Source organism: Mesorhizobium sp. LNJC391B00, assembly GCF_000502535.1.
Classification (GTDB): Bacteria; Pseudomonadota; Alphaproteobacteria; order Rhizobiales; family Rhizobiaceae; genus Mesorhizobium.
Genome location: NZ_AYWI01000002.1, coordinates 399,177 through 425,749 on the forward strand (window position 1 = coordinate 399,177; position 26,573 = coordinate 425,749).

A 26,573-nucleotide genomic window follows, 5' to 3' on the forward strand; every position below is an offset into this window, starting at 1 on the left:
CGACCACACGTCCGGTCGGGATCTGGAAATACTCCGTCGCATCGGCCGCCNTAGATCGCCACCTGCGTGCCGATCTCGACCACACGTCCGGTCGGGATCTGGAAATACTCCGTCGCATCGGCCGCCGAGCGGGCGAGCCCGATGAACAGCTTGTCCTGCCACACCGGCATGCCGGAATTGGGCGATGCTTTGAGCGAGCGCCGCGACAGGAAGAACGACGTCGTCATGATGTCGAACTTCCAGCCCTGCTTGCGGCAGATCGCCAGCGCGCGCGGAATGTTGGGCTGCTCCATATAGCCGAAGGTCAGCGTCACCCGCATGAACAACTCGTTGACTGTCTCCATCTTGACCCGCTCGCTGTCGGGCACCAGCGGTTGCGGTGCGGTGACCACCGACAGAATGACGTTCTGCTCGTGCAGCACCTTGTAGTGCTTCAGGCTGTGCATCAGCGCTGTCGGCGCGCTTTGCGGATCGCTGGTCAGGAACACGGCGGTGCCGGACACCAGCTGCGGCTTCTTCTTCAGCAGATTGCCGGCGAGGAAATCGAGCGGGATTTCGTTGCGCCGGGTCTTGTCGAACAGATAGCGGCTGCCGCGTATCCAGGTGGTCATGATCAGCCCCATGAGGCAGGCAACGGATATTGACACCCATCCGCCTTCCACGATCTTGACGACATTCGCCAGGAAGAAACCCATGTCGATGGTGCCGAACAGCAGCGCCAATGCCAGGGCGAGCCCAAGCTGCCATTTCCACAAATTGCGCATGACAACGAACAGCAGAATGGTTGTCATCAGCATCTCGCCGGTCACCGAAATTCCGTAAGCGGAAGCCAGCGAACTCGAGCTGCCGAAGCCGACAACCAGCAGCATCACTCCCAGGGCGATGAGCAGGTTGACGCGCGGCATATAAATCTGGCCGCTCTGCATTTCGGACGTGTGCTGCACCTCGATGCGGGGCAGCAGGTTGAGTTGCACTGCCTGACGTGCCAGCGAAAAAGCACCCGAGATCACCGCCTGACTGGCGATCACGGTGGCGGCCGTTGCCAAGCCGACCATTGGCATCAGCGCCCAATCCGGCAACATCTCGAAGAATGGATTGGTCGGCCTGCCGCCATTCGCCAACACAAAGGCGCCCTGGCCGAAGTAGTTGAGCAGCAGGCAAGGAAACACCACGGAAAACCACGCGAGCACGATCGGCTTGCGCCCGAAATGTCCAAGGTCGACATAAAGCGCCTCGGCCCCCGTTACCGCCAGGAACACTGCACCAACGGTCACGAAAGCGGCGGTCGGCGTGCCGGCTAAGTAGGCGATCGCATAATACGGGTTGATCGCCAACAGCACCGAAGGATCATCCATCAGGTGGTAGAGCCCGGAAACGCCGATGGCCAGGAACCATAGCGCCGTCACCGGCCCGAATACTGCCGCCACCTTCCCCGTGCCGAAGCGCTGCACGGAGAACAGAAACGCCAGGATGACCAAGGTGATCGGAACGACATAGGCCTCCAGCGTCGGTGTCACCACTTCCAGGCCCTCAACTGCCGACAGCACGGAAATGGCCGGAGTTATGATAGCGTCTCCGAAAAAAAGCGACGCCCCGCAAAGTCCGATGCCGAGGATAAGCTTGGCGCCTTTTGGATAGGCGCTGCGCGCCAGCGCCATCAGGGACAGCGTGCCGCCCTCGCCCTTGTTGTCGGCGCGAAGCACGAAAGCGACGTATTTTATGGTGACGATAATCGTCAGCGCCCAGACGATCAGCGACAGCACGCCCAGGACATCTATGCGCGTGTCGGTACCAGGCGAAGCGTGAAGCGCCTCGCGGAAGGCATAGATCGGGCTGGTGCCGATATCGCCATAGACGACGCCAAGCGCGCCCAGCATCAGAACTTTGGTGCTGTGCTGTTCAGTGTGGGAGTGGTTCGGTTGTTCGACGGGTTCAGCCTCGCTACCGATGCTGGAAAGAGCCATCGACTACTCCCCGATCACCGCGCGGTGCGCCTTGCTTGCTGTCATGCGATATCACCTTCGACACGAGCCTTCCACCGCTACCAACCGCAAGCCTTCAGAAACCGCCCCACCGTGCCGGCCATGCCATACTCCAACGCATCGGCTGTCAACCCGTGTCCGATAGACACTTCGGCCAATGCCGGAATGCGCTTTGCCAATGCCGGAAGGTTGTTCACCACCAGATCGTGCCCGGCATTGACCTGGAGCCCGGCGGCGAGTGCGGCATCCGCGGTTTTTCCCAATCTTTCCAGCTCCTTCCGCGCCTTGGCGGAATCGGAATGGTAGCTGCCGTAGGGCCCGGTATAGAGCTCGATGCGGTCGGCGCCGGTGTCGCGCGCGGCATTGACGCCGGTGGGATCCGGATCGGAAAACAGCGACACGCGGAAGCCCCCTTTTTTCAGACGCTTGACGATCGGGTTAAGGAACGCCGCCTCGGCGGCAAAGTTCCAGCCATGGTCTGATGTCGCCTGCGCCGGATCGTCGGGCACCAGCGTCACCTGCTCCGGCTGGTGCCTTTCCACAAGCGCCAGAAAATCCTCGGTCGGGTAGCCCTCGATGTTGAACTCCGCCTTGGGAAACTCGTCGTCGATCAGCGCCCGGATCTCCGGCAGGTCGGAATGCCTGGTGTGGCGCTCGTCGGGCCGCGGATGAACCGTCAGCCCGTGCGCGCCGGCCGCCAGCGCCAGGCGGCCGAGCCCGGTGACGCTCGGCCACGGCAGGTCGCGGCGGTTGCGCAGCATGGCGATGGCGTTGAGATTGACCGAGAGTTTCGCGGGCATGGCGTGAGGTCCGGCTGTTTGTGCAGCGCATCTATACTGCCTTTGATGGGAACAGACAGGGGCTTTCGGGTGTTCCAGTGATGACATCTGCTCGCAAGGGGGAACCCAGCCAATGAATTTTCTCCAATCCGTGCCCGCGATCCGCCGCCTCGAAACCGACCGTGAGGACCTTTTCGCCATCGACGTCGTCGGCCATGTATCGGCCGCCGACGGCGAAAATCTGTTCGGATTGCTGGAGGCTGCCTACGCGCTGCACCCGAGGATCGATGTCTTGGTGCGGCTGGTTGATCATGAGGGCGTCGACTGGATCGATATGGACGACGAGACGCTGAAACAGGGCACGGTGCACGCCCTGGAGCATATCGCCCGGTGCGCGACGATCGGTGAGCCCGACTGGATAGCGGATGCGCGGAACTTCCTTCCGGCTTCGCCACCCATCGAGTTCAGGCACTTCGCGGCCGAGGATGAAGCGGATGCCTGGCAATGGCTGGGTGCGACGCCACTCAGCCCTGCTGCGCCGGCTGCTACCTGACGCCGGCTATCTAACGCCAGCTATCTAACAATCGTCAGCCGCTCTGCCGCCCGCGTGATGGCAGTATAGAGCCAGCGCTGGCGGGTTTCCTTGAACGCCCAGCTCTCGTCGAACAGCACGACATCGTTCCACTGCGAACCCTGCGCCTTGTGCACGGTCAGCGCGTAGCCATAGTCGAAATCGTCAAAGCGCTTCTTCTGCTGCCAGGGGATATCGGCGTCCGGATCCTCGAAAGCCGACTTGAGCAGCTTGATCTTGGCGACGCCGCGGTCGGGATCGTCCTCCTCGGGCGAGACCAGAAGGTTGATGCCCGGCTTCACCGTCTCGCGCGACGAGGTCATCACCTTCCACAGCGAACCGTTGAGCAGGCCCTTGGCGGGGTCGTTGCGCAGGCAGACCAGCTTGTCGCCGGCCTGCGGATAATCGGCATTGAAACCCTTCAGCTCGCGCAGGCGCTGATTGTAGCGGCGGCGTGTGCGGTTGGTGCCGACCAACACCTGGTCCGCCTTCAGCACCAGCTCCTGGGTGACGTCCTCCTTGCCGATGACCTGCGCGCTGCCGTAGTCGCCGCGCATGAACTCGCGGCCCTCGCGCACGTCGAGCGCCAGCTGGATGATCGGATTGTCGCGCGCCTGGCGGTGGATTTCGGTCAAGAGCACATCCGGCTCATGCTCGGTGAAAAAGCCGCCGCCCGAGATCGGCGGTAGCTGCGCCGGATCGCCAAGCACCAGGATCGGCGTGCCAAAACTCAGAAGGTCGCGGCCAAGCTGCTCGTCGACCATCGAGCATTCGTCGATGACCACCAGCTTCGCCCGTGAAATAGGGCTTTGGCGATTGAGCGAGAAGGTCGGCGACATCGAGGTCTTGCCGGTCACCTCGTCCGACACCGATTCCTCGCCCTTCGGCCGGTAGATCAACGAATGGATGGTGCGGGCATTGACCGCGCCCTTGGAACGCAGCACCTGCGCCGCCTTGCCGGTGAAGGCGGCGAACTGCACCTGCCCGTCGACATGCTCGGCAAAATAGCGCGCCAGCGTGGTCTTGCCGGTGCCGGCATAGCCGAACAGCCGGAAGACCTGCGGCCGGCCCTCTTTCAGCCAGCGCGCCACCGCCTTCAACGCCTCATCCTGTTGGGGAGAGAATTCCATCGGTTCGACAGACCGGATTCGCGAGAGAAAGACAAGCTTGGTGCCAACCACCGCTTAAAACGATGGGATTGCCTCACCTTCAACGGGACAAACTAGCAGGCGCAAATGCGAACGTAAAGTGAACATGCAAGCGGATAACGAACGATTTGAGTTCAGGCACTTGAACCTAGATCGGGCAATGCCACTATCACGGACATGATCGAGATGCAGATCGGCGCAGACACCTATAAGCGAGGATATTGATGAGGTCGTTCGCAGACAGGCTGATCGGAAAGTCGATAAAGAAGATCGAAATCGGCGAACCTGGTTATGGCATCGTTGTCTCCTTGTCGGATGACGCAGGGTTCGCGATATATACCGAGGTCACGGCCTGTCTGAGTGACGAAAATGCCAGAACCATAGAACGTGTTACCATCAGCGACGAGCAAGTGATCCTCCACTTGGGTGACAACGACTTCGTCGCCATTTCCAAAAACCGTGGCCGCTTCGCCGTCGTTGAGGCGTTTGTCTATGGGGACGACGAAGGCATGGTCGTCGAAAATTAGTTGCATCGGCCGCCAGATTTCAAACACCAACCACAGGCGGACTATATGTTCGCGCCGCCGCCGCTACCTCTGGTCGGCCCCGGATCGTTCTCCAACAAAATCGGCTTGCCGTGCGGGGTTGCATGCGCGGCGCGTTCCCAGGCGGCGGCGAGCGTGTCGACGTCACTTTTTCCCGCGACGCCCTTGGCCGCCAGCAGCGTCTCCAGCGCAGCCAGCCAATGCTCGTAGTAGTCGTGGCCGTCGCTTGCGGCGCCCGGCTTCTTCACTTGCGCCGACAGCGCATCGGCCCATTCGCTCCACGAAAACAGGCCCTTGTCATGCAGCGCCACCGTCATGGCGAAGGCTTCGGCCTGCCAGGGTTCGGCGAATACCGGTTCGTCCAGACCCGCCGGCAATGCACCTTCAGGCCGGCTCAAGATAGCTCTCCCAGGCATCGATCGAGACGGTCAGCGTCGGGTCGGCGCCCTCGCCCCAGATTTCCGAGCCATCGAAGACCACGGTATAGACCCATTGCGGGTTTTCACCGTTGCCATGCGCGTTGCTGTCGGGGAACACAAAACCGTCACGCACGGCCTCGATAACTCCGTGCTTGCCGCGCGCATAACGCGGCAGCCTCGTGTGGGCGGTGGGATTGAAATTCCTTGTCCGCACCGGGTCGCCGGCCTTGAAGCGCGGCGCCGTCTCGACCGGCCGGTCGCAGGGACTGCCCTTGGCCAGTACCGCCGGCACGTTTTCGGCCTTCAACACCCTTTTGGGCGTCGCCGCCGGATCGACCGCCTTACCCTCCGTCAGATCGCGCTCGCTGACGAAGCCATGGCGCTTCAGCAGCACCTCGAGCGCTTTGATCCAGATCTGGTAGTAGCTCGAGGAATAATAGACGGCCGGATGCAGCGATTCCCTGGCGTGCCGGCTCTCGTCGATGTTCCACGCGCCCATGGCGCCGGCAGTCAGCGTGACGCCGAGCGCCCGCCTCTCCCAATCCGCATGAAAATACGGTTCGTCCTTTTCGGGCGCGACCGGCCCGAAACCCATCTGCCCACCGAGATCCTGCGGCCCGTTCATGCCGGTACCTTCTTTGTCCCGGGTTCTTTGGCCACCGCCGTGCCGATCATCGCATCGCGGCTGACCAGTTCGGCGAGCTGGTCCTCGCTCCAGCCTTCGGTACCGCCAGGCCGCATCGGCACCACGAGATAGCGCAGTTCGGCAGTCGAATCCCAGACGCGGATGTTTTTCTCCGCCGGCAAGGTCAGCCCGAACTCCTCCAGCACGCCGCGCGGATCGATCACGGCGCGTGAGCGATAGGGCGGCGCCTTGTACCAGACCGGCGGCAGGCCGAGCACCGACCACGGATAGCAGGAGCACAGCGTGCAGACGACGAGGTTGTGCGTCTCGTCCGTGTTGAACACCGCCTGCATGTGCTCGCCCTGGCGGCCGGTGTAGCCCAGCGAGGTGATCGCCGCAGTCGCGTCGCGCTTCAGCCACTCGGCAAAGGCCGGATCGCTCCAGGCTTTCGCCACCACCCTGGCGCCGTTGCGCGGTCCGATCTTGGTCTCATAGGTGTCGACGATGACGTCGATTGCGGCCGGATCGATCAGGCCTTTTTCGGTGAGGATGGTCTCCAGCGCGCGCACGCGCGCCGCAAACGGGTCGAGCTCATTGTCGTGGTCATGATCATGGGACATGATCTCAGATTAGGATCGGCGGCCCATGGCCGCAAGCATGACAGCTTGGGCCACGGGCTATCCCCTATTCGGCGGCGGCCTTCTGGGGTTCGATGAGCCGGTCCTCGGGGCCGAACAGCGACGCCTGCTCGCCGCTCTCGACCGCATGCAGCGCCGGCTTGTTCTTCTTCGAAGAGAAGAAGCTCACCAGCCACCCGGAGAAATTCTCGAAATAGACATAGATGACAGGGGTGACGAACAGCGTCAGCGCCTGGGAAGCGAGCAGCCCGCCGACGACCGCGACACCGAGCGGCTGGCGCAGCTCAGCACTGGCGCCGGTGCCGAGCGCGATCGGGAACGTGCCCATCAGCGCCGCCAACGTCGTCATCATGATCGGCCTGAAACGCATCAGGCACGCCTTGTGTATGGACTCCTTGGCCGACATGCCTTCTCGTCGCAGCTCCAGCGCGACGTCGACCATCATGATGCCGTTCTTCTTGACGATGCCGATCAGCATCAGGATGCCGATCACCGCGATCACCGACAGGTCCATGCCGGCAAAGCGCAGCGCGACCACGGCGCCCAGCACCGCCGAAGGCAGGCCGGTCAGAATGGTCAGCGGATGGATGAAGCTCTCATAGAGGATGCCGAGTACGATATAGATGGTCAGAATGGCGCCGCCGATCAGCAGGCCCTGATTGGCCAGCGAGTCCTGGAAGGTCTTGGCGGTGCCGGCAAAGCTGGTCGAAATCGCCGGCGGCATGCCGATCTGCTCCTTCAGCGCGGCGATGCGGGCCGTGCTGTCGCCCAGCGCCACGCCTTGCGGCAGGTTGTAGGAGATGGTCACCGCGGGCAGCTGGCCGAGCTGGTTGACCGTCAGCGCGCCGGCGGTGCGGTCGACGCGGGCAAAGGCGCCGAGCGGCACCAGGCTGCCGCTTGCCGTCCTGACCTGGATGGCCAGCATGCGCTCGGGCGACCATTCGATGTTGGGATCGAGCTCCATGATGACTTCGTAGCTGTCGGCCGAGCCGAAGATCGTCGAGACCTGCTCCGTGCCGAAGCCGCCATAGAGGCTGGAGCGCAGCGTGTCGGTGTCGATGCCGAGCGAGGCCGCCTTGTCGCGATCGACCACCAGCGTCGCCTGCAATGAATTGTTCTGCAGATCGCTGGTGACGTCGGTGAAATTCGCATGATCGGCCGCCATCGCATCGTTGAGCTTTTGCGCCCATGTGTCGGTCAGGCCGGTATCGAGGCCCTGAACGACGAGCTGGTAGGCGCTGGCGGAAGAACGCGCGCCAAGCCGCAGGTTCTGCACCGGCTGCATATAGGCATCGATCCCCGGCACAGTGGCCAGTTGCCGCCGCAGATCCGACAGCACCTTGTCGATGTCGGGGCGCTGGCTCTTGTCCTTCAGCTGCACATAGAGCTGGCCCTGGTTCAGCGCATTGTTGCCGCCGCCGGCTGACCAGGCGACATGCGAGACATAGGGCGAATGCGAGAAGACACTTGCCGCATGGTTCTGCAGCTTGACCATGGCGTCGTAGGAGATGTCCTGCCTGGCGATCGTCGTAACCGAGATCTGGCCGATATCCTCTTGCGGGAAAAAGCCTTTCGGCGAGACCTCGATCAGCCAGACCGACCCTGCCGCCGTACCGACGAAGACGAGGAACACCAGAAAAGTGTGGCGCAGGCAGAAGGTCAAAAGCCGGTCATAGCCGCGGGTGACGATATCCTGCTTGTGGCCGGGGGCATGCTTGTCGCGATCGGCCTTGGTCACCGACAGCAGGCGCGAACACAGCATTGGCGTCAGTGTCAGCGACACGAACATCGAAGCCAGAATGGCGACCGTCACCACGACGGCGAATTCGTTGAAGATGCGGCCGATGACGCCGCCCATCAAAAGCACGGGGATGAACACCGCCACCAGCGAGATCGAGATCGAGATGATGGTGAAGCAGATCTCGCGCGCGCCTTTCAGCGAGGCGTCGAAGGCCGAGAGACCGTCCTCCTCCATGTGGCGAAAGATGTTTTCCAGCATGACGATGGCGTCGTCGACGACGAGGCCTACGGCTAGCGTCAGGCCCATCAGCGAGATGTTGTCGATGGAAAAGCCGAACAGGAACATGGCGCCGAGCGTCGCGATCAACGAGATCGGCACCGCCACGGCCGGAATGATGGTTGCAGTCACCCGGCGCAGGAAGACGAAGATCACCATCACCACCAAAGCGATGGTCAGAAGCAGCGTGAACTGGACGTCGTCGACGGCCTGGCGGATCGAGGTCGAACGGTCGTTGAGCAGCTTGATGTCGGCGGCGGCCGGCATTTGGTCCTTGAACGACGGCAGCATCGCCTTGACCTTGTCGACGACGTCGACCGTGTTGGCGTCGGGCTGGCGCTGCACCGCCAGGATGATGGCGCGCGTGCCGTCATACCAGCTTGCAGTCGTCGTGGTCTCGACCGAGTCGATGACGCGCGTCACCTCGCCCAGCCGCACCGGATGGCCGTTCTTGGTGGCGATGATGAGGTTGGAGAACCCGGCGGCATCGGTGAGCTGCGTATTGGCCGTGATGGTCAGCTGCTGCTTGTCGTTCTGCAAGACGCCGAGCGGCGTGTTGGAGTTGGCCGACGCGATTGCCGTCTGCAGCTGGTCGATCGAAATGCCGCGCGCCGCCAGCGCCGTCGGGTCGATCTGCACGCGCACCGCATATTTCTGCTGGCCGAAGATCGACACCTGCGCCACGCCGTCGATGGTCGACAGAGACGGCGAGATGACATTTTCGGCGAAGGCGTCGAGGTCGGTGAGCGGAACCGTGTCGCTGACCAGCGACATCAGAAGGATCGGCGCGTCGGCCGGATTGACCTTGCGATAACTCGGCGGCGACGTCATCTCCGGCGGCAACTGCCGCTGCGTGCGCGCGATCGCCGCCTGCACATCGGCGGCCGCCGCGTCGATATCCCGGTTGAGCACGAACTGGATGGCAATGGACGTGCGTCCCAGCGAATTGCTGGTTGAGATCGAATCGATGCCGGCAATGGTGGCGAACTGCTTGATCAGCGGCGTCGCCACCGATGTCGCCATGGTTTCGGGTGACGCGCCGGCCAGGTTGGCCGAGACGTTGACGACCGGGAATTCGGCGCTCGGCAGCGCCGCCACCGGCAGGAACTTGTAGGCAAACAGCCCGCCCAGCACGAGGGCGAACGACATCAGCAGCGTCGCGACAGGCCTGCGTATGCAGAATTCGGAAATCATTGGGCGGCCCCACCGGCCTTAGCCGCTTCGGCGACCTTGGGCGCGGCCTGGTCACCGCCGGCCGCCTTGCCTTCATGCACGCTGGCGCCGTCCTTCAGCCTGGTTTGGCCCTCGACGACAACCTTCTCGCCTGACTTGACGCCCTCGCTGATGGCGCTGTTTTCGCCTTCGGTCAGCGCCACCTGCACAGGCCGCATCTCGACCGTGTTGTCGGGCTTGACGACATAGACGAACGGTCCCTTTTGGCTAGGCTGCACGGCCACGGTCGGGATGGATGTCATCTGCGGCATGATGCCGGCGTCGAGCACGACATTCACATATTGCCCGGGCCACAGCGAAAGATCGGCATTGGGAATGCTCGCCCGTGTCGCGATCGTACCGGACGCGGTGTCGACGCTGGAATCGACGAAGTCGAGCGTGCCCTTGCCGATCGGCATCGGATCGCCATCCTTGGTCAGCGTCACCGCGCCTTGCTGCGGGTTGGCCAGCGCCTTGTGCAGCAGCGCCAGGTTGCTCTCCGGCAGGTTGAAGTTGACTTGCAGCGGATCCATCTCGGTGATCGTCACCAGCGGCGTGGCCGTGCTCGAGTTGCCGTTGCTCAAGGTAACCAGGTCACCGACCGAAACGTTGACCGCGCCCAGCCGGCCGGCAATCGGCGCCTTGATGCTGGCAAAGCCGAGCTGGACATTGTCGGCGTCGATCGTCGCCTTGTCGGCATCGACCGTCGCCGCCGCAGCCTTTTGCGCCGCCACCGCCTGATCGTAAGTCTGCTGCGTGCCGGCCTGCTTGGCGACGAGATCCTTGGCGCGCTGAAGGTCGGAGCCCGAACTGGTTAGCAGCGCCTGGTCCTTGGCGAGCGTCGCCTGATCCTTGGCAAGCTGCGCCTTGAGCGCCCTGTCGTCGAGCGAGAACAGCAGGTCGCCGGCCTTCACCATCTGGCCGTCCTTGACGTCGATCGATACGATCTGGCTGGACACGCGGGCGTTGATGTTGACCACGGCCGGCGAAGACACGAAGCCGATGGCGTAACGGCGGATCGGAAAATCGGCCATTGTCGCGGTGGCCGAGACGATCGAGGCCGAACGGGCGGCATTACCGCCGGCGCCGGATTTGCCCCCAGCCTTGTCGGCCGAAGCCTTGTCCGATCCAGCCGGCTTGTCCGTTGCTGCCGCCTGCCTGGCGCCCGGCAGCATCTGCCGCAGACTGCTCATTGCCGCCGGCGAAAAATAGACCCATGCCGCGGCGACACAGGCCGCTGCCACCACCACCGCCAGAACGACTTTTCCGCGCATCGACTGAAAGCCCTATGATCCGACACGCCGAACCCGGTGGTCTCATTCTACCCAATCACGGCGTCTTGCCGCGATCTCGCCGAAGTAGATAGGACGCACATTTGTCGGAAAAGGGCCAAAACACGGCATTACGAAGATTTAATGTGCACTGCACAATGACTATGCAGCCGGCTCAGCAGTCGGAAAACCAGCCAGGATGCGGTTGAGATCTCAGGCGGGATGCGTCTACTTCAGCATCGGCCAGAGCGTCGCCCCCAAGAGCACACCCATGGCGATGTTGAACCATTTCAGCCGCACCGGATCCGACAGGAACCCGCGCAGCGCCGTGCCGAAACCGGCCCACACCGAGACGCTCGGCAGGTTGACGACGGTGAAGGCGATCGCGATCAGCGCCACCGACAGGAACGGGTGGTCCGGATTGGAGTAGACGGCCATGGCGGTGATCGCCATCACCCAGGCTTTCGCATTGACCCACTGGAATGCGGCTGCCTCGATGAAGCGCATCGGCCGTGCCTCCGTCTCCCCCTTGCTGGACAGCGAGCGCGACATGGCGATCTTCCAGGCGAGATAGAGCAGATAGGCAGCGCCGGCGATCTTCAATCCGGTGTGCAAGGCCGGAAACGCCGTCAGCACCGCGCCCAGGCCGAAGCCGACGGCAAGCAACAGCACCAGGAAACCCATGCTGATGCCCAGCATATGCGGAATGGTTCTGACGAGGCCGAAATTCACGCCCGACGCCAAGAGCATGAGGTTGTTCGGCCCCGGCGTGATCGAGGTCACGAAGGCGTAGACCAAAAGGGCAAGGAAAGCGTCGAGGGTCATGACGGCTCACAAAGGTCAGCAATGCTGACTTAAATCGACAGGGCGCTGGACGCAACTTCATTCGATTGGTCCAAAGCGCTCCGCCGTGATCCGTCTATCCGTGCCAGCCACGCCGGCACAGTCTACCTGCCGTGGGGCCGCGCCGACAACAGGCTGGGAGCGGCGGCCGCCTCCTGACGGCCAGCCACACGCCGCAGGCCTTTGCGCCTCGGCGTGTTCCCGGGAAGCTTCACGCCATGCGCGAGGCCGAGGGCAGCCAGGATGCGGATGAAGAGCCAGCCGAGATCGATCTGCCCGCGTTCCAGGCCGAGCTTTGCGGATTCGGGAAACGCATGGTGATTGCCGTGGAAACTCTCGCCAAAGGTCACCAGGCCGAAACGCGGCAGGTTGTAGCCCTGCACGGCAACGCCATCGACACGCCAGCCCTGCTGCCCGCTGCGATGTGCGAAATGCCCGACCAGCCAATGCCCGGTCAGCGACACGGAGATACGCACCGCAATGCCCCAGACCACCCAGCTCCACCCGCCGAGCAGCAAGAAAAGGATCGCCCACGGCAGTTGCTGCAGCATCCAGGTCCGCTCGACGAATTTGTAGAAGCGGTCGTTTCTGATCGACGGCTCGATGACGAAGTCAGGCGGATTGCGCAACGCCACGGCGCAATGCATTTGCCAGAAAGCGTCGGTGAAGAAAGGCCGGCGGTGGGCGTGCAGGTCGTGACAAGCCGTCTGGCGCTGCGCCCAGTCTCGTATGTCATGCGCATAGATCATGCCGAACGGACCGGCCATGCCGACGAGCGTGCCGAGATAGACCAGCGCGTGTTCGAGCCAGATGTGAACGCTGAACGAGCGATGGATGAGCAGGCGATGCATGCCGACCGAGTGTCCGGCGCAGATCGTCACCGCCGTCGTCGCTACGAACAGGGCGAAAGCGCTCCAGCTGAAGGTCAGCGGCCCGAACACCAACGCAATCAGCGTCATCGCGCCGACCCAGATCGACTTGGCCGGCATCCAGGCGACCTCGCCATCTTCGGCATCGCTCAAGGGCTGCGAGATCATTCTGCCTGTGGATATGGTCTTCATCGGCACCCCTCCTCTGCAGGAAACATTTCCGGACCAAAGAGCCTTGCCTTCCGGCGCGCCGGCGCTTATTTAGGCAATAAGCTAACTATCTACTATTCCGATTTAGGTATTTAGGCAATAGACTAAATACCGGAAGCGAAACGACAGAGGCAGGCGGTGATCGAAGACAATGCAGCGCATGGCGACACGGCTATCGGGGCAAGCAGCGCCATACAGCGCGTGTTCGAGGCGCTGTCATCGCAGCCGAGGCGCAAGATCCTCGCCTATCTCGCCCACTCCTCGCTGACCGCGGGCGAGATCGCGGCGCGCTTCGACATGTCGAAGCCGTCGATCTCGCAGCATCTGAGCATCCTGGAGACGGCCGGCCTCATCGCCAGGGAGCGGCAGGGACAATTCATCCGCTACTCGCTGGTCCAGAACAATCTGGTTAACACGCTGAACGGCTTCGTCCAGGACGTCTGTCCGGTATCGCGCCCGATCAAAAGGGAGAGTAAGAATCTGGCGAACGGCAAGGTCGATCCCAAGCCGGTAAAATAGTTGGACTGAGACTACATCCCTTGCGGGCCGCGGTTCATCGCCGCCACGCCGGTGCGGCAGATCTCGACCAAGCCGAGCGGCTTCATGATGGCGATGAACTGGTCGAGCTTCGAACCCTTGCCGGTAATCTCGAAGATGAAGTGCTCGGTGTTGGCGTCGATGACCGAAGCGCGAAAAGCGTCCGCCAGACGCAGCGCCTCGACGCGGGCTTCGCCGGTGCCGGCGACCTTGACCAGCGCCAACTCGCGTTCCAGCGGCCGCTCCTGGCCGAACTCGTGCGAGCGCACGGTGAGATCGACGACGCGATGCACCGGCACGATGCGTTCGAGCTGGTGCTTGATCTGCTCCAGCACATGCGGCGTGCCGCGCGTCACGATGGTGATGCGCGACAGGTGCTTCTCGTGTTCGGTCTCGGAGACGGTGAGGCTCTCGATGTTATAACCGCGGCCGGAAAAGAGGCCGATGACCCGGGCAAGCACGCCGGGCTCATTGTCGACCAGCACGGAGAGCGTGTGGTTCTCCGGCTTTTCCGTTTCCTTGGCGATGAAATAGGCGGAGCCGGTCGGTTGAAGCTGTGCGTTCATGACATGAATCTCGATTTCAGACTTTGAGCTAATTCTCTGTTTGCGCACGGCTTCTCGCGACAGCCCTGCCCCGGCTTGGACCTAGACCAGTTCCCTGCCCTTGGCGTCGATGGCGTTGGCCACGGCTTCGTCGGTCGCCTCGTCGGGCAGGAGCATTTCATTATGCGCCTTGCCCGACGGGATCATCGGGAAGCAGTTGGCGAGCGTCGCCACCCGGCAATCGAACAGCACCGGCTTCTTCACCGCGATCATCTCCTTGATCGCATCGTCCAGCTCGTCCGGCTTCTCGCAGCGAATGCCATGGCCGCCATATGCGTCGGCCAGCTTGACGAAGTCGGGCATCGCTTCGGTGTAGGAATGCGACAGACGGTTGCCGTGCAGCAGCTGCTGCCACTGGCGCACCATGCCCATATACTGGTTGTTGAGGATGAAGATCTTGATCGGCGCATTGTGCTGCACCGCCGCGCTCATCTCCTGCATCGTCATCTGCACCGAGGCATCGCCTGCGATGTCGATGACAAGCGCATCCGGGTGCGCGATCTGCACGCCGAGCGCCGCCGGCAGGCCGTAGCCCATCGTGCCCAACCCGCCCGACGTCATCCAGCGGTTCGGCTTCTCGAAATGATAGTGCTGCGCCGCCCACATCTGGTGCTGGCCGACCTCGGTGGTGATGTAGGTGTCCATGTCCTTGGTCAGTTCGTAGAGCCGCTGGATGGCATATTGCGGCATGATCACATCGTGGTTCATCTTGAACGCGAGCGAGTCACGCGCGCGCCATTTGGCGATCTGCTCCCACCAGGGATGGAGCGCCTTCTTGTCGGCCTTGGCGCTCGCCCGCCACAGCCGCACCATGTCCTCCAGCACCCGGCCGACATCGCCGATGATGGGCACTTCCGTGTGCACGTTCTTGTTGATCGACGATGGATCGATGTCGATGTGGATCTTCTTCGAATTGGGCGAGAAGGCGGTCAGCCGTCCGGTGATGCGGTCGTCGAAGCGCGCGCCGATGCAGATCATCACGTCGCAATCATGCATCGCCATATTGGCTTCGTAAGTGCCGTGCATGCCCAGCATGCCCATCCAGTTCTTGCCCGATGCAGGATACGCGCCGAGGCCCATCAGCGTCGAGGTGATCGGGAAGCCGGTGAGGTCGACCAGTTCGCGCAGCAAATGGCTGGCCTCCGGACCGGAGTTGATGACGCCGCCGCCGGAATAAATGATCGGCTTCTTGGCGCTGGCCATCAGTTCGACGGCGGCCTTGATCTTTTCCAGGTCGCCCTGGACCTTCGGCTGGTAGCTGGTGCGCGGCGCCGCCTGCGGCGGCACATAGATGCCTTTGGCGAACTGCACATCCTTCGGAATGTCGACCACCACCGGGCCGGGGCGGCCGGTCGTCGCGACATGGAAGGCCTCATGGATGGTGGCGGCCAATTCGTTGACGTCCTTCACCAGCCAGTTGTGCTTGGTGCAGGGGCGCGTGATGCCGACCGTGTCGCACTCCTGGAACGCGTCGGAGCCGATCAGCGAAGTCGGCACCTGCCCGGTCAGGCAGACCAGCGGGATCGAATCCATCAGCGCATCCTGCAGCGGCGTCACCGCATTGGTGGCGCCCGGGCCGGAGGTCACCAGCATGACGCCGGCCTTGCCGGTCGAGCGGGCATAGCCTTCGGCCGCATGCCCTGCGCCTTGCTCGTGGCGGACGAGGATATGCTCGACCTCGTCCTGCTGGAAGATTTCGTCATAGATCGGAAGCACCGCGCCGCCGGGATAGCCGAAGACATGCTTGACGCCATTGTCCTTCAGCGCCTGCACCACCATTTCGGCGCCAGTCATTTCCCTGTTTGGCATTTCGCGCCGTTCGTTCTGTCCGTTGCTCATCGGTCTGGTCCCGTACTTCTAGCCATGAGGCGATTGCTGGTCGTTTAGTCGTGTTTCGGGCAATAAAAAAGGCCCCCGATGGGAGCCTGTGTGTTGCGCATGGGAGGTTTTCGCCCGGCGGTTACACCGCCTTGCCCACGCGCTTTCCTACGAGAATGAGTGCCTTTTTCATCGTGGCGGACACTACGAGGGTGAAAGGCAGGGTGTCAACGGGAAAAACGCGCGATGCGAAAGACAAAGCAAGTGGCCCGCCGCCTCTGGTCGGCGGGCCACCGCGGCGCATACGATACCCCTCAATCGCACCGCGCCGGGAACAAGAGTCACTGCCGTGTCACGTCAGGATCAGCACGATCTTGTACGTATCCGGGTCGACGATGACGATGCGCCCGTCGGCCAGCACGAAGTACTCATAGGATTCGTAGGCCGGGACGATCTTGACAATGCGCGCCGGCAGACGGTGCAGGCGCACTTTGTGCCGCGGCACCTCGATGCCGACCGAAATGTCGAAGTCGACGTTCTTCACCGGCTCAACCCTGGTCTCGTGGATGATCTGCGTGACCTGCGTCTTCTGCTCGACGGTCACGTTGTTGATCGAGGCCGTATTGCCCTGGTCGGTCTGGACGTTTGTGTTGCCCTGAGCGTTCTGCTCGGTGGTGGTCCCGGCCTTGCCCTGGGCCTGCTGGTCCGTGCTGGTGCCGGTCTGGCCCTGAGCGTTCTGCTCGGTGCTGGTCCCGGCTTTGCCCTGAGCCTGCTTCTCGGTGCTGGTGCCGGTCTGGCCCTGAGCGTTCTGCTCGGTGCTGGTCCCGGCCTTGCCTTGGGCCTGTTCATCCGTCTTGAGCTTGGCCTTGCCCTGAGCCTGCTTCTCGGTGCTGGTGCCGGTCTGGCCCTGAGCATTCTGCTCGGTGCTGGTCCCGGCCTTGCCCTGGGCCTGTTCATCCGTCTTGAGCTTGGCCTTGCCCTGAGCCTGCTGATCGGTCGTGGCGCCGGCCTGACCCTGAGCATTCTGCTCGGTACTGGTCCCGGCCTTGCCCTGTGCCTGTTCATCCGTCTTGAGCTTGGCTTTGCCCTGAGCCTGCTGATCGGTCGTGGCGCCAGCCTGGCCCTGTGCATTCTGATCGGTCTGTGACTTCATCTTGCCTTGCGCCTGTTCGCCGGCCTTGCCGCCCTTCTGGCAATCGGCCGCGCCAGCGGCGCAGTTGTCGCCGCCGCTCGGCTGCACAGCCTGGGTCTGGGCGATCGCGGCGCCGCACCCGACGCCAAGCGCAATCATGCTCGTGATCAACACATGTTTCATCTGCTTTCTCCTTAAAGAGTCGGTCCCTCAGCCTAGCCAACTCTGTCAAAAATACTTTGTTCCGCATTTTGCGAATAAAATCGGGCTTCTAAGAAGACCAATAAATGTAGGCAGTAGTTTTGCCAACAATCAGCTACAAATTGCATCAAAAAATTAATGCAACGCAACATTTTATTTTCTCCTGAGCTTGCGATCCCATAGCGATGACACCAGCCTCACAAGCTTAGAAGTACTCCCGTCGTCATGACCAGGATGGCTACCCCGAAAACAGGCAAGAGCAACCATCGTGCCTGATGGACGCTGTTGTCCATTAACGCCTCCNAACGCCTCCCACAAGTGCTGATCTCAACGATGCCGAGAACCCTGTGTTCCGCCCTGAGGAGGCTCTAGGACCTCTACAGCCTGGCACCAGACTTTGGTCCCTCTCCCTATAGTCCATTGGCCCGATGACGCCCGGACCGAAGCCCCACGCGGGAACGCAGCCGCGAAAAGCCCGTTCGGCTTGCGGTGTGCATCAACCTCACCAACAACCACCGTATCGGAATCGAGCTCGCGCAAGATGCATGAGCGTTGATGAAGGAGAGAATCATGACGACCATGTACCAGTCGACCGCAATTGCCGGATTCTTGCTGCTCGCGAGCGCGGGCGTAGTTGCCGCTCAAGACGTCATCATCGCGCCGGAGCAGGAAACGGTTGTGCGCGAATACGTGAAAAAGCAGCCCCTTGCGTCGGTGAAGATTCCAGGTGTCGAATTGAACGTGGGGACCGCCATTCCCGACACGGTGGAACTGCATGAAGTGCCGAGCGTCAAGTATCGCTACGTTGTGGTCGACGGGCGAACCGTGCTGGTCGACCCCGGCACGCGGAAGATCGTCAAGATCATACAGTAACGCTGATCCCACCGCCGTTCCCCGCGGGTGGCGGTGGGATCATGCCCTGAAATTGCGGTTTCCCCGGCAATTCAACCTAGCGCTTGCTCGCACCATCGACCGTTCTAGATGTAGGATGGCTTAGGCATTTTGGCGCGGCCAAAGTCGCGGGGTCGGTTGAGACGTGCGCTACATTGATAGTCTCTATCAAAACTGGAACAGGCTATCGTTGGCTTGGCAGTTCATCATAGTCGGAAGCATTGGGCTGCTGTCGCTGATGCTGGTCGTCGGCCTATGGGTCACCTCGCAAATACGAGATGGAGTGATCCGCAACTCTGCAAGCACGACCGCGCTTTACGTCGACAGTGTCATCGCGCCAATCCTGCCGGATATGCGCAAAAGCCAGCAGCTCAGCGACACCGTTAAACGGGCGCTCGATGAAACCCTGGACCAGGGTGCTCTCGGCAAAAAACTGGCGTCGTTCGTGCTTTGGCGGCGTGATGGCAAGGTGCTGTACGCCAAAGACGCGGCTCTTATCGGCCAGACCTTCGAGCCAAATGCGAACTTGCTGCATGCGTTCGGTGGAAACGTGGTGGCGCAATTCAATGATCTGGACGAAAATGAAAGGAAGGAACGGAAGAGCCCCACCGCCTCGCTGCTCGAGATCTACAATCCGGTTCGAGAGCCGTGGTCGGGCGATGTTGTGGCCGTTTCCGAGTTCTACGAGATAGCCGACGATCTTCAGGGCACTTTAAACTCGGCACTATGGTCGAGCTGGCTGCTCGTGGCTGGCGCGACCGCGGTCGCCTTGGCGATGCTCTCGGGAATCGTGCTTCGCGGCAGCAGCACTATCGAAACGCAGCGTTCAGCGCTTGAGACACAAGTGGCCGAACTTCAGTTGCTTTTGGAGCAGAATTCCGCTTTGCGGGAGCGCGTCCAGCAGGCGTCGCGCCGCGCAACGGCAATCAACGAGCGTTACTTGCGTCGCATCGGGTCTGATTTGCATGACGGTCCAGCTCAGCTGGTCGCACTGGCTGCGCTGCGCATGGACAGCCCTCTGCTGCTCGATCCCGCCGCATCCCCAAGCCACCGGAAGACCGAGATCGCCGATATCCATCATACGTTGGACGAGGCGATGCGGGAGATCCGCGCCATCTGCACCGGCCTCGTGCTGCCACAGATCGAAGCTTCGACAGTCGCGGAGATATTGCGGCTTGCAGTTGCCGAACATGAACGCCGGACGGCCTCCTCCGTATCGCTTTCACTGCCATCTCGCCTGCCCGACCTGGGGACGTCCGAGAAAATAAGCATCTTTCGCTTCGCGCAGGAGGGGCTGAACAATGCCTGGCGACACGGTCTGGGCAAGGGGCAGGCTGTCAAGGCGAGAGTGACGCAGGGCAAGCTCCTCATTCAAGTGCTTGATCACGGCCCTGGATTCCAGTCGGGATCGTGTGAAGGACTTGGACTCGCCGGTATGAGGGAACGTATCGAAAGTATCGGAGGTCACTTCGAGACCTTTTCGAGCCCCAGGGGGACCCGGCTGACCATAACGCTCAACATCGAGGACCAGAAATGACCGCTCCCATAAGGATTGCCATTGTTGATGATCATCCGCTGTTTCGCGAGGGTGTGGCTCGCAGCCTCGCCGAAATCGGCGGCTTCGAAGTCGTTGGTGCGGGCGAAACCGCGACGGATGCCGAACAGCTTGCGGCCTTGGCAAATCCCGACATATTGCTGCTAGACATCAGTTTGCCGGGAGGGGGTCTGGCGGCAGCGGAAAATATTCTTGCAACTCAGCCTGACTGCAAGATCGTCATGCTCACCGTCTCGGAGGCGAACGCCGATTTGGCAACGGCGCTCAGGCTGGGCGTACGCGGATATGTGCTGAAAGGGATTGGGGCGGCATCGCTGGCCGAGGTGCTGACTTATATAGCCGCAGGAAAAAAATATGTTTCGCCGACCCTGTCAGCGCAGCTTTTGAATGAACTGATCCGGCCGGAAAAGCGCACAACCGATCTCGTTGCCAATCTCTCGGGACGCGAGCTTGGGATAATCTCCTTGGTAGGCGAAGGACTGAGCAATAAAGAAGTCGCCAAACGTCTCAACCTGCAGGAGAAAACGGTAAAACACCACATGACTCGGATATTTCAAAAGCTAAAGGTGCGAAACCGCACCGAAGCAGCCATTCTTATGCACGCGCCCAAAACGGGTCTTGTATAGGGAGATCGGGGCTTGTCTGAAGGTCGGATGCTGGTTGGCGAACCAACAGTTACAGCCCTTTCAGACGAGCAATGTCGGAGGCCCTTACGGCGCGTTCGACAATTGTCCTTCCAAGCGGATCCTTCATAGTGAAGCGGCCGGCCTCGATGCTTTCGCTGAATCCATCGCGATGCACGACCTGGATTTTGGCGCCCTGTACCGTCACCGTGTCGCCAGCGGCATTGACTTGGCTACTGGGAGCTTGGCTACCGGCGGCGTTGTCGCCGGCACCATTTTTTCCCTTTCCGTTGGCGTTGCCATTCCCGGCGTTGCCGCCTGAGCCATTACCGTTACCACTACCGTTGCCACCACCGTTACCATTGCCATTGTTTCCGCTCTTGGCGCTGGCAGCGGCGAATTCGATCTTGTAACCGTCGACATGGCTCAACCGCAGACCAAGCACCGGCATCGTCACCGCAACCGCCGCGAATACGCGCAAGCTAAAGTACGCCCGGCGACGCACGGATGAAAACAGGGGCTGCCTTTCTCCATTCATGCCACCATCACATCATGATGTGTCACGGTATTCAAGAATGAACAGCCCAAAATTGCGGCTCACAAACGCTGAGGAAACTCTCCTTTCGTGCTTGCAGCTCGATTCTCAGACCTTCGTCTGAGTCAAATATACACCGAAGTCTGACCTCCTGATCTTGGCCGCGCCGACGGATGTCGCAATAAAATCCGCGGTGACAAGGCTCGTCACCGGTAGGGATCGGCAGCGAGGCGCGAGCGCCTGCGGCACGCAGACGCTTGCGGCAGGTCTCCGGCATACGGTTAGCGCATGCTCGCCGTCGAAGCGGTAGCACATGCCGGTCCTTCTCCGGATTATGATCAGGCGCGATTGGCGAAGTCGCGGACAACCCGTTGCAGCAGCGGCATGTAGTCGCGAAATGCCCGGGTCTTCATGTTGGCGATCTTGCCGGCCTCGTCCCAGATGCGGACCCGAACCGCTTCCTCGTGGAACGGGTTCTTGCGGAACTCGGCCACCTCTTCGGCGTTCATCGGCCCGCCTTGCAGCGACAGCGTGTGGACCGAGGCCTGCGACAGCCTGCCGAAATAGGTCGGGTCGGTGGCGCAGAGGTAGCGCTTGGCCGCGACATGCAGCCTGACGCATTCGACGATCACCGGTGGAAAGAACGGCGCCAGCACCTCGCCGCCGGCTTCGTCATGATGCTTGTCCTCGACATCGTCGGGCGAATAGGTGCCGAACTCGCTGGTGTAGTGGCCGATATCGTGCAGCAGTGCTGCCGCCACCAGCACATCGGGCGCGCCGTCCTTTTCGGCGAACCAGGCGCCCTGCAACATGTGCTCCGACATGGTGACGGGTTCGCCGAGATAGGATTCCGCCCCTCGGCGTTCGAAAATATCGGCGATGAATTCGACGATGTTGCCCGCGTTCAAATCCTGGCCGCTCATTCCGCAGCCTCCTTGAAGCTGTGTTCGATCGCCGACAGCGTCGACAAAAGGCCATCCTTGTCGGCGTAGCAGCCCTGCAGCCAGCGCTTGCCGGCGCCGGAGAACGCCTTGCGGGCATGCATGACGCGGGTGTTGTCGACGATGAAGGCCTCGCCCGCCTCGAGCCTGAAGGTGACTTCGAAGGAAGGATCCTCGATCAGTTCGGCAAACCGGCGATAGGCGGCGTAGTAGGCCTCCATCTCCGCGAACGGCACATCGACGGTCGGCGCCAGCGAGCGGTTGTTGAAGCGGATGGCGATGAGTTCGCCATCCGGCCCGAGCTCGATCATCGGCCGTTTGGCCTGCAATCGCACGCCCGACGACCCCGCATATTCGAAACGCGCCGGGTATGAACTCAACAGCCGGAAGCCTTCGGGGTTTTCTGCCTGCAGCGCGGCCGCCACGGCAAAACCATCGACGACGCTGGATTCGCCGCCCTCCACGGTGTTTTCGATACAGGACAGGATCTGCAAGGTCGGCACCGGATCGCGATAGGGATTGTCGGTATGCGCCTGCAGGCCAAGATTGGTGTAGGCCAGATTGGTTGGATTGACCTCGGCGCGCACCTCGAACCAGCGGCCGTAATTGGTCTCCCTGATATAGCCGAACAGATCGGACACTTTGCACAGCGCCCCGGATTCGGGCGGCAAATCGTCCATCACCGCGAAGCCGTAGGTCTTCACCGCCGACAGCCATTGCCGCAAGACGGCGCGGTCGCGGCTGGCAGCGAGATAGCCGGCGCGCGGCACCGAATTCTGCATAGAGGCCCTGGTCCATCGCACGGTGCCCTCGCCTGTCCAGCCGGGCTGTCGGGCGGCATCGCGGTCATAGGCATTGGCGCTCAGCCATGCCGCAGGAAAGCGCACCGTCTTTCCCTCCGGTTCGAAACTGACTTCAAGCGCATCGCCCTTGATCGCGGCTGCGCCGATCCATGTCTGCGCGGGAATGTCGAGAATGGTGATCAGCCGCTGGCCGTTGCCGGCGCTGCGCGTCTTGTCGTCGAGCGCATTGTCGCGCAACCACACTGCGTGAAAGCGAGTGCGCGCGCCATCCTTCCACCCGAGGTCGATCGTCCTTCCTTCGTCGCCGATCAGCGCCTGGGTAAGCATGGGGATCCGTTCCTGTCCGCTGCGCCCCGCAGCCAACTCCGCAGGGTTTCCGGTTGCATCATGGTGATGTCGAAGGCATAACCCAAATTATCATTTTGCAGCCAAAGGCCCTAAACGGTTTATGCCTGAAACAACCCTGCCCTTGCCCCCGCTTGACTGGCTGCGCAGTTTCGAGGCCTCCGCGCGGCTGTCGAATTTCACCGCCGCCGCGGCCGAGCTTGGCCTGACCCAGGCTGCGGTCAGCCAGCACATCCGTTCTCTCGAAGCGCGGCTGAAGCAGCCGCTGTTCATCCGCCTGGCGCGCGGTGTCGAATTGACGCCGGAGGGTGCCGCCTACCTGCCGCATCTGCAATCGGCCTTTGCCGTGATCGCCAACAGCACGCGCGAGCTGTTCGAACCCAAGACCGTCCAGAGCGTGACGATACGCTCGCCGATCTCGTTTGCCGTGCTGATGATCGCGCCAAAGCTGCCGCAAATGGCCAAGGACCTGCCCTTCGTCCAGCTGCAGATCGAGACCATCCACACACCGGCCGATTACGGCGAGCGCTTTGTGGGTCTCGACATCCGTTTCGGCATTGGCCCCGGCTCTTTTGCCGGACGGCAGGCCGACCGCCTGACCCGCGAAACCTTGACGCCGATGGCGTCGCCGCATCTCGCCAAGGCCAAGGATTGGACAGGATTGCCGAGACTTACAGTGGTCGGCGCGCGGGAAATGTGGGGCGAGTGGTTCGCCGTCGCCCGGATGAAGCCGGCGCTGGGGCCGACGCACAAATTCGACAGTTTCGTTACCGCGTTGGAGGCGGCGAAGCACGGCGCCGGCATGGTGCTGGGATCGCGACCGTTGGCCGACGCGGCACTGCGCGACGGATCGCTTGTCACCCTTTCCGGCTTCGCTCTGTCGAGCGGTGCCGGCCACTATCTAACCGCACCCTCGGGCGCGCATCTGAGCCCTGCCGAAGAAGCGGTCCGCCGCTGGTTCGTGACGGTCTTCGGCGTCCCGATTTCCCGATAAGCCCCTGAATACGCGGCAAACTATTGGACGACGTGACGCGGCGCATAATTTGTCGCGATACTGCGCCAGGCCGGACGTCAAGCTTCGGCAGGGTTCCGCTCGCTACAGGCGGCCAGGAAAAATCGCGGAGGAAATTCAATGCTCGACAAGGCCCCCAACAAGAAGCTTTCCGACCTGCTCGATCGCTTCGGCGCGGCACTCACCGCCGGCGACATCGACAAGGCGGTCGCCTGCTTCCAGGAGGATTGTTACTGGCGCGATCTCGTCACCTTCACCTGGAACATCAAGACGATGGAAGGCCGCGATCAGGTGCGCGACATGCTGGTCAGCCAGTTGGCCAGGACCAAACCGTCGAACTGGGCGATCGCCAAGGGCGAGGATGCCACGGAAAGCGACGGCGTGCTCGACGGCTGGATCAGTTTCGAAACGTCTGTCGCGCGCGGCTTCGGCCACATCCGGCTGAAGGACGGCAAGATCTGGACGCTGCTCACCACTATGGTCGAGCTCAAGGGCCATGAGGAGCCGGCCGGTTTCGACCGCCCGCTCGGCGCCAAGCACGGCCATGGCAAGAACCGCCCGACCTGGAAGGAGGAGCGCGAGAAGGAAGCCGCCGAACTCGGCTTCAAGACGCAGCCCTATACGCTCATCATTGGCGGCGGCCAGGGCGGCATCGCGCTCGGCGCCCGGCTGCGGCAACTCGGCGTGCCCACCATCATCGTCGAGAAGAACGAGCGTGCCGGCGACAGCTGGCGCAAGCGCTACAAATCGCTCTGCCTGCACGACCCGGTCTGGTACGACCATCTGCCCTATATCGACTTCCCCAAGAACTGGCCGGTCTTCGCGCCCAAGGACAAGATCGGCGACTGGCTGGAAATGTACGCCAAGGTGATGGAGCTGAATTACTGGTCATCGACCGAGGCCAAGAGCGCCGTTTATGACGACAAGAAAAAGGAATGGACCGTTGTCGTGCGCCGCGACGGCAAGGACATCACGCTGAAGCCGAAACAATTGGTGCTGGCCACGGGGCAATCCGGCAAGGCCAACATGCCGAACTTCAAGGGCATGGACACATTCAAGGGCGACCAGCATCACTCCTCGAAGCATCCGGGACCCGATGCCTATGTCGGCAGACAAGCTGTCGTCATCGGCTCGAACAACTCCGCCCACGACATTGCAGCAGCCCTTTGGGAGGCCGGCGCCGACGTCACCATGGTGCAGCGCTCGACCACGCATATCGTCAAGTCGGACACGCTGATGGAGATCGGGCTGGGCTCGCTCTATTCGGAAAAGGCGGTCGCGAGCGGCATGACCACCGCCAAGGCCGACCTCGTCTTCGCCTCCCTGCCCTACAAGATCCTGCACGAATTCCAGATCCCGGCCTATGCCGAGATGAAGAAGCGCGACGACAAATTCTACAAGGGCCTGGAAAAGGCCGGCTTCATGCTTGACTGGGGCGACGATGGCTCCGGCCTGTTCATGAAATATCTGCGGCGCGGCTCGGGCTATTACATCGATGTCGGCGCCTCCGACCTGATCATCGACGGGTCGATCAAGCTGAAAAGCGGTGTCGACGTGAAGGAGATCAAGGAGCACTCCGTTCTGCTCTCCGACGGATCGGAACTGCCGGCCGATCTCATCGTCTACGCCACCGGCTACGGTTCGATGAATGGCTGGGCGGCCGATTTGATCTCACGGGAGGTCGCAGACAAGGTCGGCAAATGCTGGGGCCTCGGCTCCAACACCACCAAGGACCCAGGCCCCTGGGAAGGCGAGCTCCGCAACATGTGGAAGCCGACGCATCAGGAGGCGCTGTGGTTCCATGGCGGCAATCTGCATCAGTCGCGCCACTATTCGCAGTTCCTGGCGTTGCAGTTGAAGGCCCGCATGGAAGGCATCGCGACGCCGGTCTACGCGCTGCAAGAGGTTCATCACAAGGCTTAGGCAGCGCCGCCGATGCGCTTCCAGTAGATGAGCGTGCCGGTCAGCCCGCCATGGGGCTTCAAGGCAAAGTCCGGTATTTCGCCAGTGAGCGTGAAGCCGAGTTTTTCGTAAAGGCCGGAAGCGCCCTCCTCGGTTGCGGTGTCCAGCACCAGAAGCGTGCGGCCTTTCTCGACGGCGAGCGTTTCTGCCGCCCGCATCAGCCGGCTCGCTATGCCTTTGCCGCGGTGTTCGACGCGGGTCATCAGCTTGGCGATCTCGGCCCGGTGCGGCTGATTATCAGGAAAGTCGAGCAGCACGGTCACGGTGCCGACCAGAACCTCGCCCTTCCATGCACCCAGCACCGCTCTTTCACCTGTCTCTGCTGCCACCAACGAGTTGCCCCAGAAGGCCTCCGCCGCTTGCCTGGATAAGGGATGCATGAAGCTGACGGAGCCGCCGGCCGCGACCGTCTCGATCAGGAGGTCGGCCAGCATGTCGCATGTTCCCGCAGTCAGCGACCTGATTTCGATGGGACTCACCTGCA

General features: G+C 62.0%; 24 protein-coding genes and 1 pseudogene. 8 read left to right on the forward strand and 17 right to left on the reverse strand.

From position 1 onward, the window contains the following. Positions 1-53: 53 nt before the first annotated feature. Positions 54-1,964 (reverse strand): annotated as a pseudogene (locus X750_RS158050) (potassium transporter Kup); the annotation flags it as partial. Positions 1,965-2,041: 77 nt separating this feature from the next. Then, a complete protein-coding gene (locus X750_RS158045; protein WP_023702989.1) occupies positions 2,042-2,782 on the reverse strand; it encodes a pyridoxine 5'-phosphate synthase in 741 nt (246 codons plus the stop codon). Positions 2,783-2,894: 112 nt separating this feature from the next. Between X750_RS158045 and X750_RS158040 the strand changes: the two genes are divergently transcribed. Beyond that, entirely contained in the window at positions 2,895-3,314 is a 420-nt protein-coding gene (locus X750_RS158040; RefSeq protein ID WP_023682069.1) for an STAS/SEC14 domain-containing protein, read from the forward strand. 20 nt (positions 3,315-3,334) lie between these two features. Here the strand turns inward: X750_RS158040 and X750_RS158035 are convergent, their stop codons facing one another. Further along, on the reverse strand, positions 3,335-4,462 hold the full coding sequence (locus tag X750_RS158035; protein WP_023682070.1) for an ATP-dependent RecD-like DNA helicase: 1,128 nt from the start codon (positions 4,460-4,462) through the stop codon (positions 3,335-3,337). Between the two features lie 242 nt (positions 4,463-4,704). On the opposite strand from X750_RS158035, the gene X750_RS158030 reads away from it, so the two are divergent. Further along, complete coding sequence (locus X750_RS158030; RefSeq protein ID WP_023668360.1) at positions 4,705-5,007, forward strand: hypothetical protein; 303 nt, start codon at positions 4,705-4,707, stop codon at positions 5,005-5,007. 41 nt (positions 5,008-5,048) lie between these two features. Here X750_RS158030 and X750_RS158025 read toward each other — a convergent pair whose 3' ends face one another. The 7 genes from X750_RS158025 to X750_RS157995 all read right to left on the reverse strand — a co-directional run bounded on the left by X750_RS158025 (position 5,049) and on the right by X750_RS157995 (position 13,111). Further along, positions 5,049-5,423 carry a nitrile hydratase accessory protein gene (locus X750_RS158025; RefSeq protein WP_023725319.1) on the reverse strand — a complete coding sequence of 125 codons (375 nt, stop codon included), beginning with the start codon at positions 5,421-5,423 and terminating at the stop codon, positions 5,049-5,051. Continuing rightward, positions 5,410-6,069 carry a nitrile hydratase subunit beta gene (gene nthB / locus X750_RS158020; RefSeq protein ID WP_023725320.1) on the reverse strand — a complete coding sequence of 220 codons (660 nt, stop codon included), beginning with the start codon at positions 6,067-6,069 and terminating at the stop codon, positions 5,410-5,412. The genes X750_RS158025 and nthB overlap by 14 nt, the downstream gene beginning before the upstream one ends. Next, the gene (gene nthA / locus X750_RS158015; RefSeq protein ID WP_023702993.1) at positions 6,066-6,689 is read right to left on the reverse strand and encodes a nitrile hydratase subunit alpha; all 624 of its coding nucleotides are present in this window, start codon (positions 6,687-6,689) and stop codon (positions 6,066-6,068) included. The genes nthB and nthA overlap by 4 nt, the downstream gene beginning before the upstream one ends. A gap of 64 nt (positions 6,690-6,753) precedes the next feature. After that, a complete protein-coding gene (locus tag X750_RS158010) occupies positions 6,754-9,918 on the reverse strand; it encodes an efflux RND transporter permease subunit (RefSeq protein WP_023746882.1) in 3,165 nt (1,054 codons plus the stop codon). Next, positions 9,915-11,210: an efflux RND transporter periplasmic adaptor subunit gene (locus X750_RS158005; RefSeq protein WP_023746883.1), complete on the reverse strand. Its 1,296-nt coding sequence runs from the start codon at positions 11,208-11,210 to the stop codon at positions 9,915-9,917. Before X750_RS158005 ends, X750_RS158010 begins: the two co-directional genes overlap by 4 nt. A 225-nt stretch (positions 11,211-11,435) precedes the next feature. Further along, positions 11,436-12,032, reverse strand: coding sequence for a LysE family translocator (locus X750_RS158000; RefSeq protein ID WP_023735940.1), 597 nt, complete (start codon positions 12,030-12,032; stop codon positions 11,436-11,438). Between the two features lie 122 nt (positions 12,033-12,154). Beyond that, positions 12,155-13,111: an acyl-CoA desaturase gene (locus X750_RS157995; protein ID WP_023746884.1), complete on the reverse strand. Its 957-nt coding sequence runs from the start codon at positions 13,109-13,111 to the stop codon at positions 12,155-12,157. A 156-nt stretch (positions 13,112-13,267) separates the two neighbouring features. On the opposite strand from X750_RS157995, the gene X750_RS157990 reads away from it, so the two are divergent. Continuing rightward, positions 13,268-13,648, forward strand: coding sequence for a metalloregulator ArsR/SmtB family transcription factor (locus X750_RS157990; RefSeq protein WP_050588749.1), 381 nt, complete (start codon positions 13,268-13,270; stop codon positions 13,646-13,648). 11 nt (positions 13,649-13,659) lie between these two features. Here the strand turns inward: X750_RS157990 and ilvN are convergent, their stop codons facing one another. From ilvN to X750_RS157975, 3 genes are all read right to left on the reverse strand, one after another. Continuing rightward, entirely contained in the window at positions 13,660-14,232 is a 573-nt protein-coding gene (ilvN, locus tag X750_RS157985) for an acetolactate synthase small subunit (protein WP_023668352.1), read from the reverse strand. Between the two features lie 81 nt (positions 14,233-14,313). Then, a complete protein-coding gene (locus X750_RS157980) occupies positions 14,314-16,110 on the reverse strand; it encodes an acetolactate synthase 3 large subunit (protein WP_023668351.1) in 1,797 nt (598 codons plus the stop codon). 331 nt (positions 16,111-16,441) lie between these two features. Beyond that, on the reverse strand, positions 16,442-17,404 hold the full coding sequence (locus X750_RS157975) for a DUF1236 domain-containing protein (RefSeq protein ID WP_023668350.1): 963 nt from the start codon (positions 17,402-17,404) through the stop codon (positions 16,442-16,444). A 597-nt stretch (positions 17,405-18,001) separates the two neighbouring features. Between X750_RS157975 and X750_RS157970 the strand changes: the two genes are divergently transcribed. The 3 genes from X750_RS157970 (at position 18,002) to X750_RS157960 (ending at position 20,494) form a co-directional block, all read left to right on the forward strand. Further along, positions 18,002-18,295 carry a DUF1236 domain-containing protein gene (locus tag X750_RS157970; protein ID WP_023668349.1) on the forward strand — a complete coding sequence of 98 codons (294 nt, stop codon included), beginning with the start codon at positions 18,002-18,004 and terminating at the stop codon, positions 18,293-18,295. A gap of 163 nt (positions 18,296-18,458) precedes the next feature. Then, entirely contained in the window at positions 18,459-19,850 is a 1,392-nt protein-coding gene (locus X750_RS157965) for a sensor histidine kinase (RefSeq protein WP_023690914.1), read from the forward strand. Beyond that, entirely contained in the window at positions 19,847-20,494 is a 648-nt protein-coding gene (locus tag X750_RS157960) for a response regulator transcription factor (RefSeq protein WP_023668347.1), read from the forward strand. The genes X750_RS157965 and X750_RS157960 overlap by 4 nt, the downstream gene beginning before the upstream one ends. A gap of 49 nt (positions 20,495-20,543) precedes the next feature. On the opposite strand, the gene X750_RS157955 is transcribed toward X750_RS157960, so the two are convergent. From X750_RS157955 to X750_RS157945, 3 genes are all read right to left on the reverse strand, one after another. Next, a complete protein-coding gene (locus tag X750_RS157955; protein WP_023731683.1) occupies positions 20,544-20,972 on the reverse strand; it encodes a hypothetical protein in 429 nt (142 codons plus the stop codon). A 392-nt stretch (positions 20,973-21,364) separates the two neighbouring features. Then, entirely contained in the window at positions 21,365-21,949 is a 585-nt protein-coding gene (locus X750_RS157950) for an HD domain-containing protein (RefSeq protein ID WP_023707197.1), read from the reverse strand. Next, on the reverse strand, positions 21,946-23,097 hold the full coding sequence (locus X750_RS157945; protein WP_023746886.1) for a gamma-butyrobetaine dioxygenase: 1,152 nt from the start codon (positions 23,095-23,097) through the stop codon (positions 21,946-21,948). The genes X750_RS157950 and X750_RS157945 overlap by 4 nt, the downstream gene beginning before the upstream one ends. Positions 23,098-23,218: 121 nt before the next feature. On the opposite strand from X750_RS157945, the gene X750_RS157940 reads away from it, so the two are divergent. Both X750_RS157940 and X750_RS157935 read left to right on the forward strand, forming a co-directional pair. After that, positions 23,219-24,109, forward strand: a complete 891-nt coding sequence (locus tag X750_RS157940) for a LysR family transcriptional regulator (RefSeq protein WP_023746887.1) — start codon at positions 23,219-23,221, stop codon at positions 24,107-24,109. Positions 24,110-24,247: 138 nt separating this feature from the next. Beyond that, positions 24,248-26,050, forward strand: coding sequence for an NAD(P)/FAD-dependent oxidoreductase (locus X750_RS157935; protein WP_023746888.1), 1,803 nt, complete (start codon positions 24,248-24,250; stop codon positions 26,048-26,050). Here X750_RS157935 and X750_RS157930 read toward each other — a convergent pair. Beyond that, positions 26,047-26,568 carry a GNAT family N-acetyltransferase gene (locus X750_RS157930; RefSeq protein WP_023746889.1) on the reverse strand — a complete coding sequence of 174 codons (522 nt, stop codon included), beginning with the start codon at positions 26,566-26,568 and terminating at the stop codon, positions 26,047-26,049. The two genes, X750_RS157935 and X750_RS157930, sit on opposite strands and share 4 nt — an antisense overlap. Positions 26,569-26,573 lie beyond the last annotated feature (5 nt).

What these genes read in the sequence shown, in the direction of transcription:
- X750_RS158045 (WP_023702989.1), bottom strand. Translation starts at nt 2,782, where the DNA reads ATGCCCGCGAAACTCTCGGTCAATCTCAACGCCATCGCCATGCTGCGC.
- X750_RS157980 (WP_023668351.1), bottom strand. Translation starts at nt 16,110, where the DNA reads ATGAGCAACGGACAGAACGAACGGCGCGAAATGCCAAACAGGGAAATG.
- X750_RS157970 (WP_023668349.1), top strand. Translation starts at nt 18,002, where the DNA reads ATGTACCAGTCGACCGCAATTGCCGGATTCTTGCTGCTCGCGAGCGCG.
- X750_RS158030 (WP_023668360.1), top strand. Translation starts at nt 4,705, where the DNA reads ATGAGGTCGTTCGCAGACAGGCTGATCGGAAAGTCGATAAAGAAGATC.
- X750_RS157995 (WP_023746884.1), bottom strand. Translation starts at nt 13,111, where the DNA reads ATGAAGACCATATCCACAGGCAGAATGATCTCGCAGCCCTTGAGCGAT.
- X750_RS157950 (WP_023707197.1), bottom strand. Translation starts at nt 21,949, where the DNA reads ATGAGCGGCCAGGATTTGAACGCGGGCAACATCGTCGAATTCATCGCC.
- X750_RS158010 (WP_023746882.1), bottom strand. Translation starts at nt 9,918, where the DNA reads ATGATTTCCGAATTCTGCATACGCAGGCCTGTCGCGACGCTGCTGATG.
- X750_RS158035 (WP_023682070.1), bottom strand. Translation starts at nt 4,462, where the DNA reads ATGGAATTCTCTCCCCAACAGGATGAGGCGTTGAAGGCGGTGGCGCGC.
- ilvN (WP_023668352.1), bottom strand. Translation starts at nt 14,232, where the DNA reads ATGAACGCACAGCTTCAACCGACCGGCTCCGCCTATTTCATCGCCAAG.
- X750_RS158000 (WP_023735940.1), bottom strand. Translation starts at nt 12,032, where the DNA reads ATGACCCTCGACGCTTTCCTTGCCCTTTTGGTCTACGCCTTCGTGACC.
- nthA (WP_023702993.1), bottom strand. Translation starts at nt 6,689, where the DNA reads ATGTCCCATGATCATGACCACGACAATGAGCTCGACCCGTTTGCGGCG.
- X750_RS157940 (WP_023746887.1), top strand. Translation starts at nt 23,219, where the DNA reads ATGCCTGAAACAACCCTGCCCTTGCCCCCGCTTGACTGGCTGCGCAGT.
- X750_RS157975 (WP_023668350.1), bottom strand. Translation starts at nt 17,404, where the DNA reads ATGAAACATGTGTTGATCACGAGCATGATTGCGCTTGGCGTCGGGTGC.
- X750_RS157945 (WP_023746886.1), bottom strand. Translation starts at nt 23,097, where the DNA reads ATGCTTACCCAGGCGCTGATCGGCGACGAAGGAAGGACGATCGACCTC.
- X750_RS157935 (WP_023746888.1), top strand. Translation starts at nt 24,248, where the DNA reads ATGCTCGACAAGGCCCCCAACAAGAAGCTTTCCGACCTGCTCGATCGC.
- X750_RS158040 (WP_023682069.1), top strand. Translation starts at nt 2,895, where the DNA reads ATGAATTTTCTCCAATCCGTGCCCGCGATCCGCCGCCTCGAAACCGAC.
- nthB (WP_023725320.1), bottom strand. Translation starts at nt 6,069, where the DNA reads ATGAACGGGCCGCAGGATCTCGGTGGGCAGATGGGTTTCGGGCCGGTC.
- X750_RS158005 (WP_023746883.1), bottom strand. Translation starts at nt 11,210, where the DNA reads ATGCGCGGAAAAGTCGTTCTGGCGGTGGTGGTGGCAGCGGCCTGTGTC.
- X750_RS157960 (WP_023668347.1), top strand. Translation starts at nt 19,847, where the DNA reads ATGACCGCTCCCATAAGGATTGCCATTGTTGATGATCATCCGCTGTTT.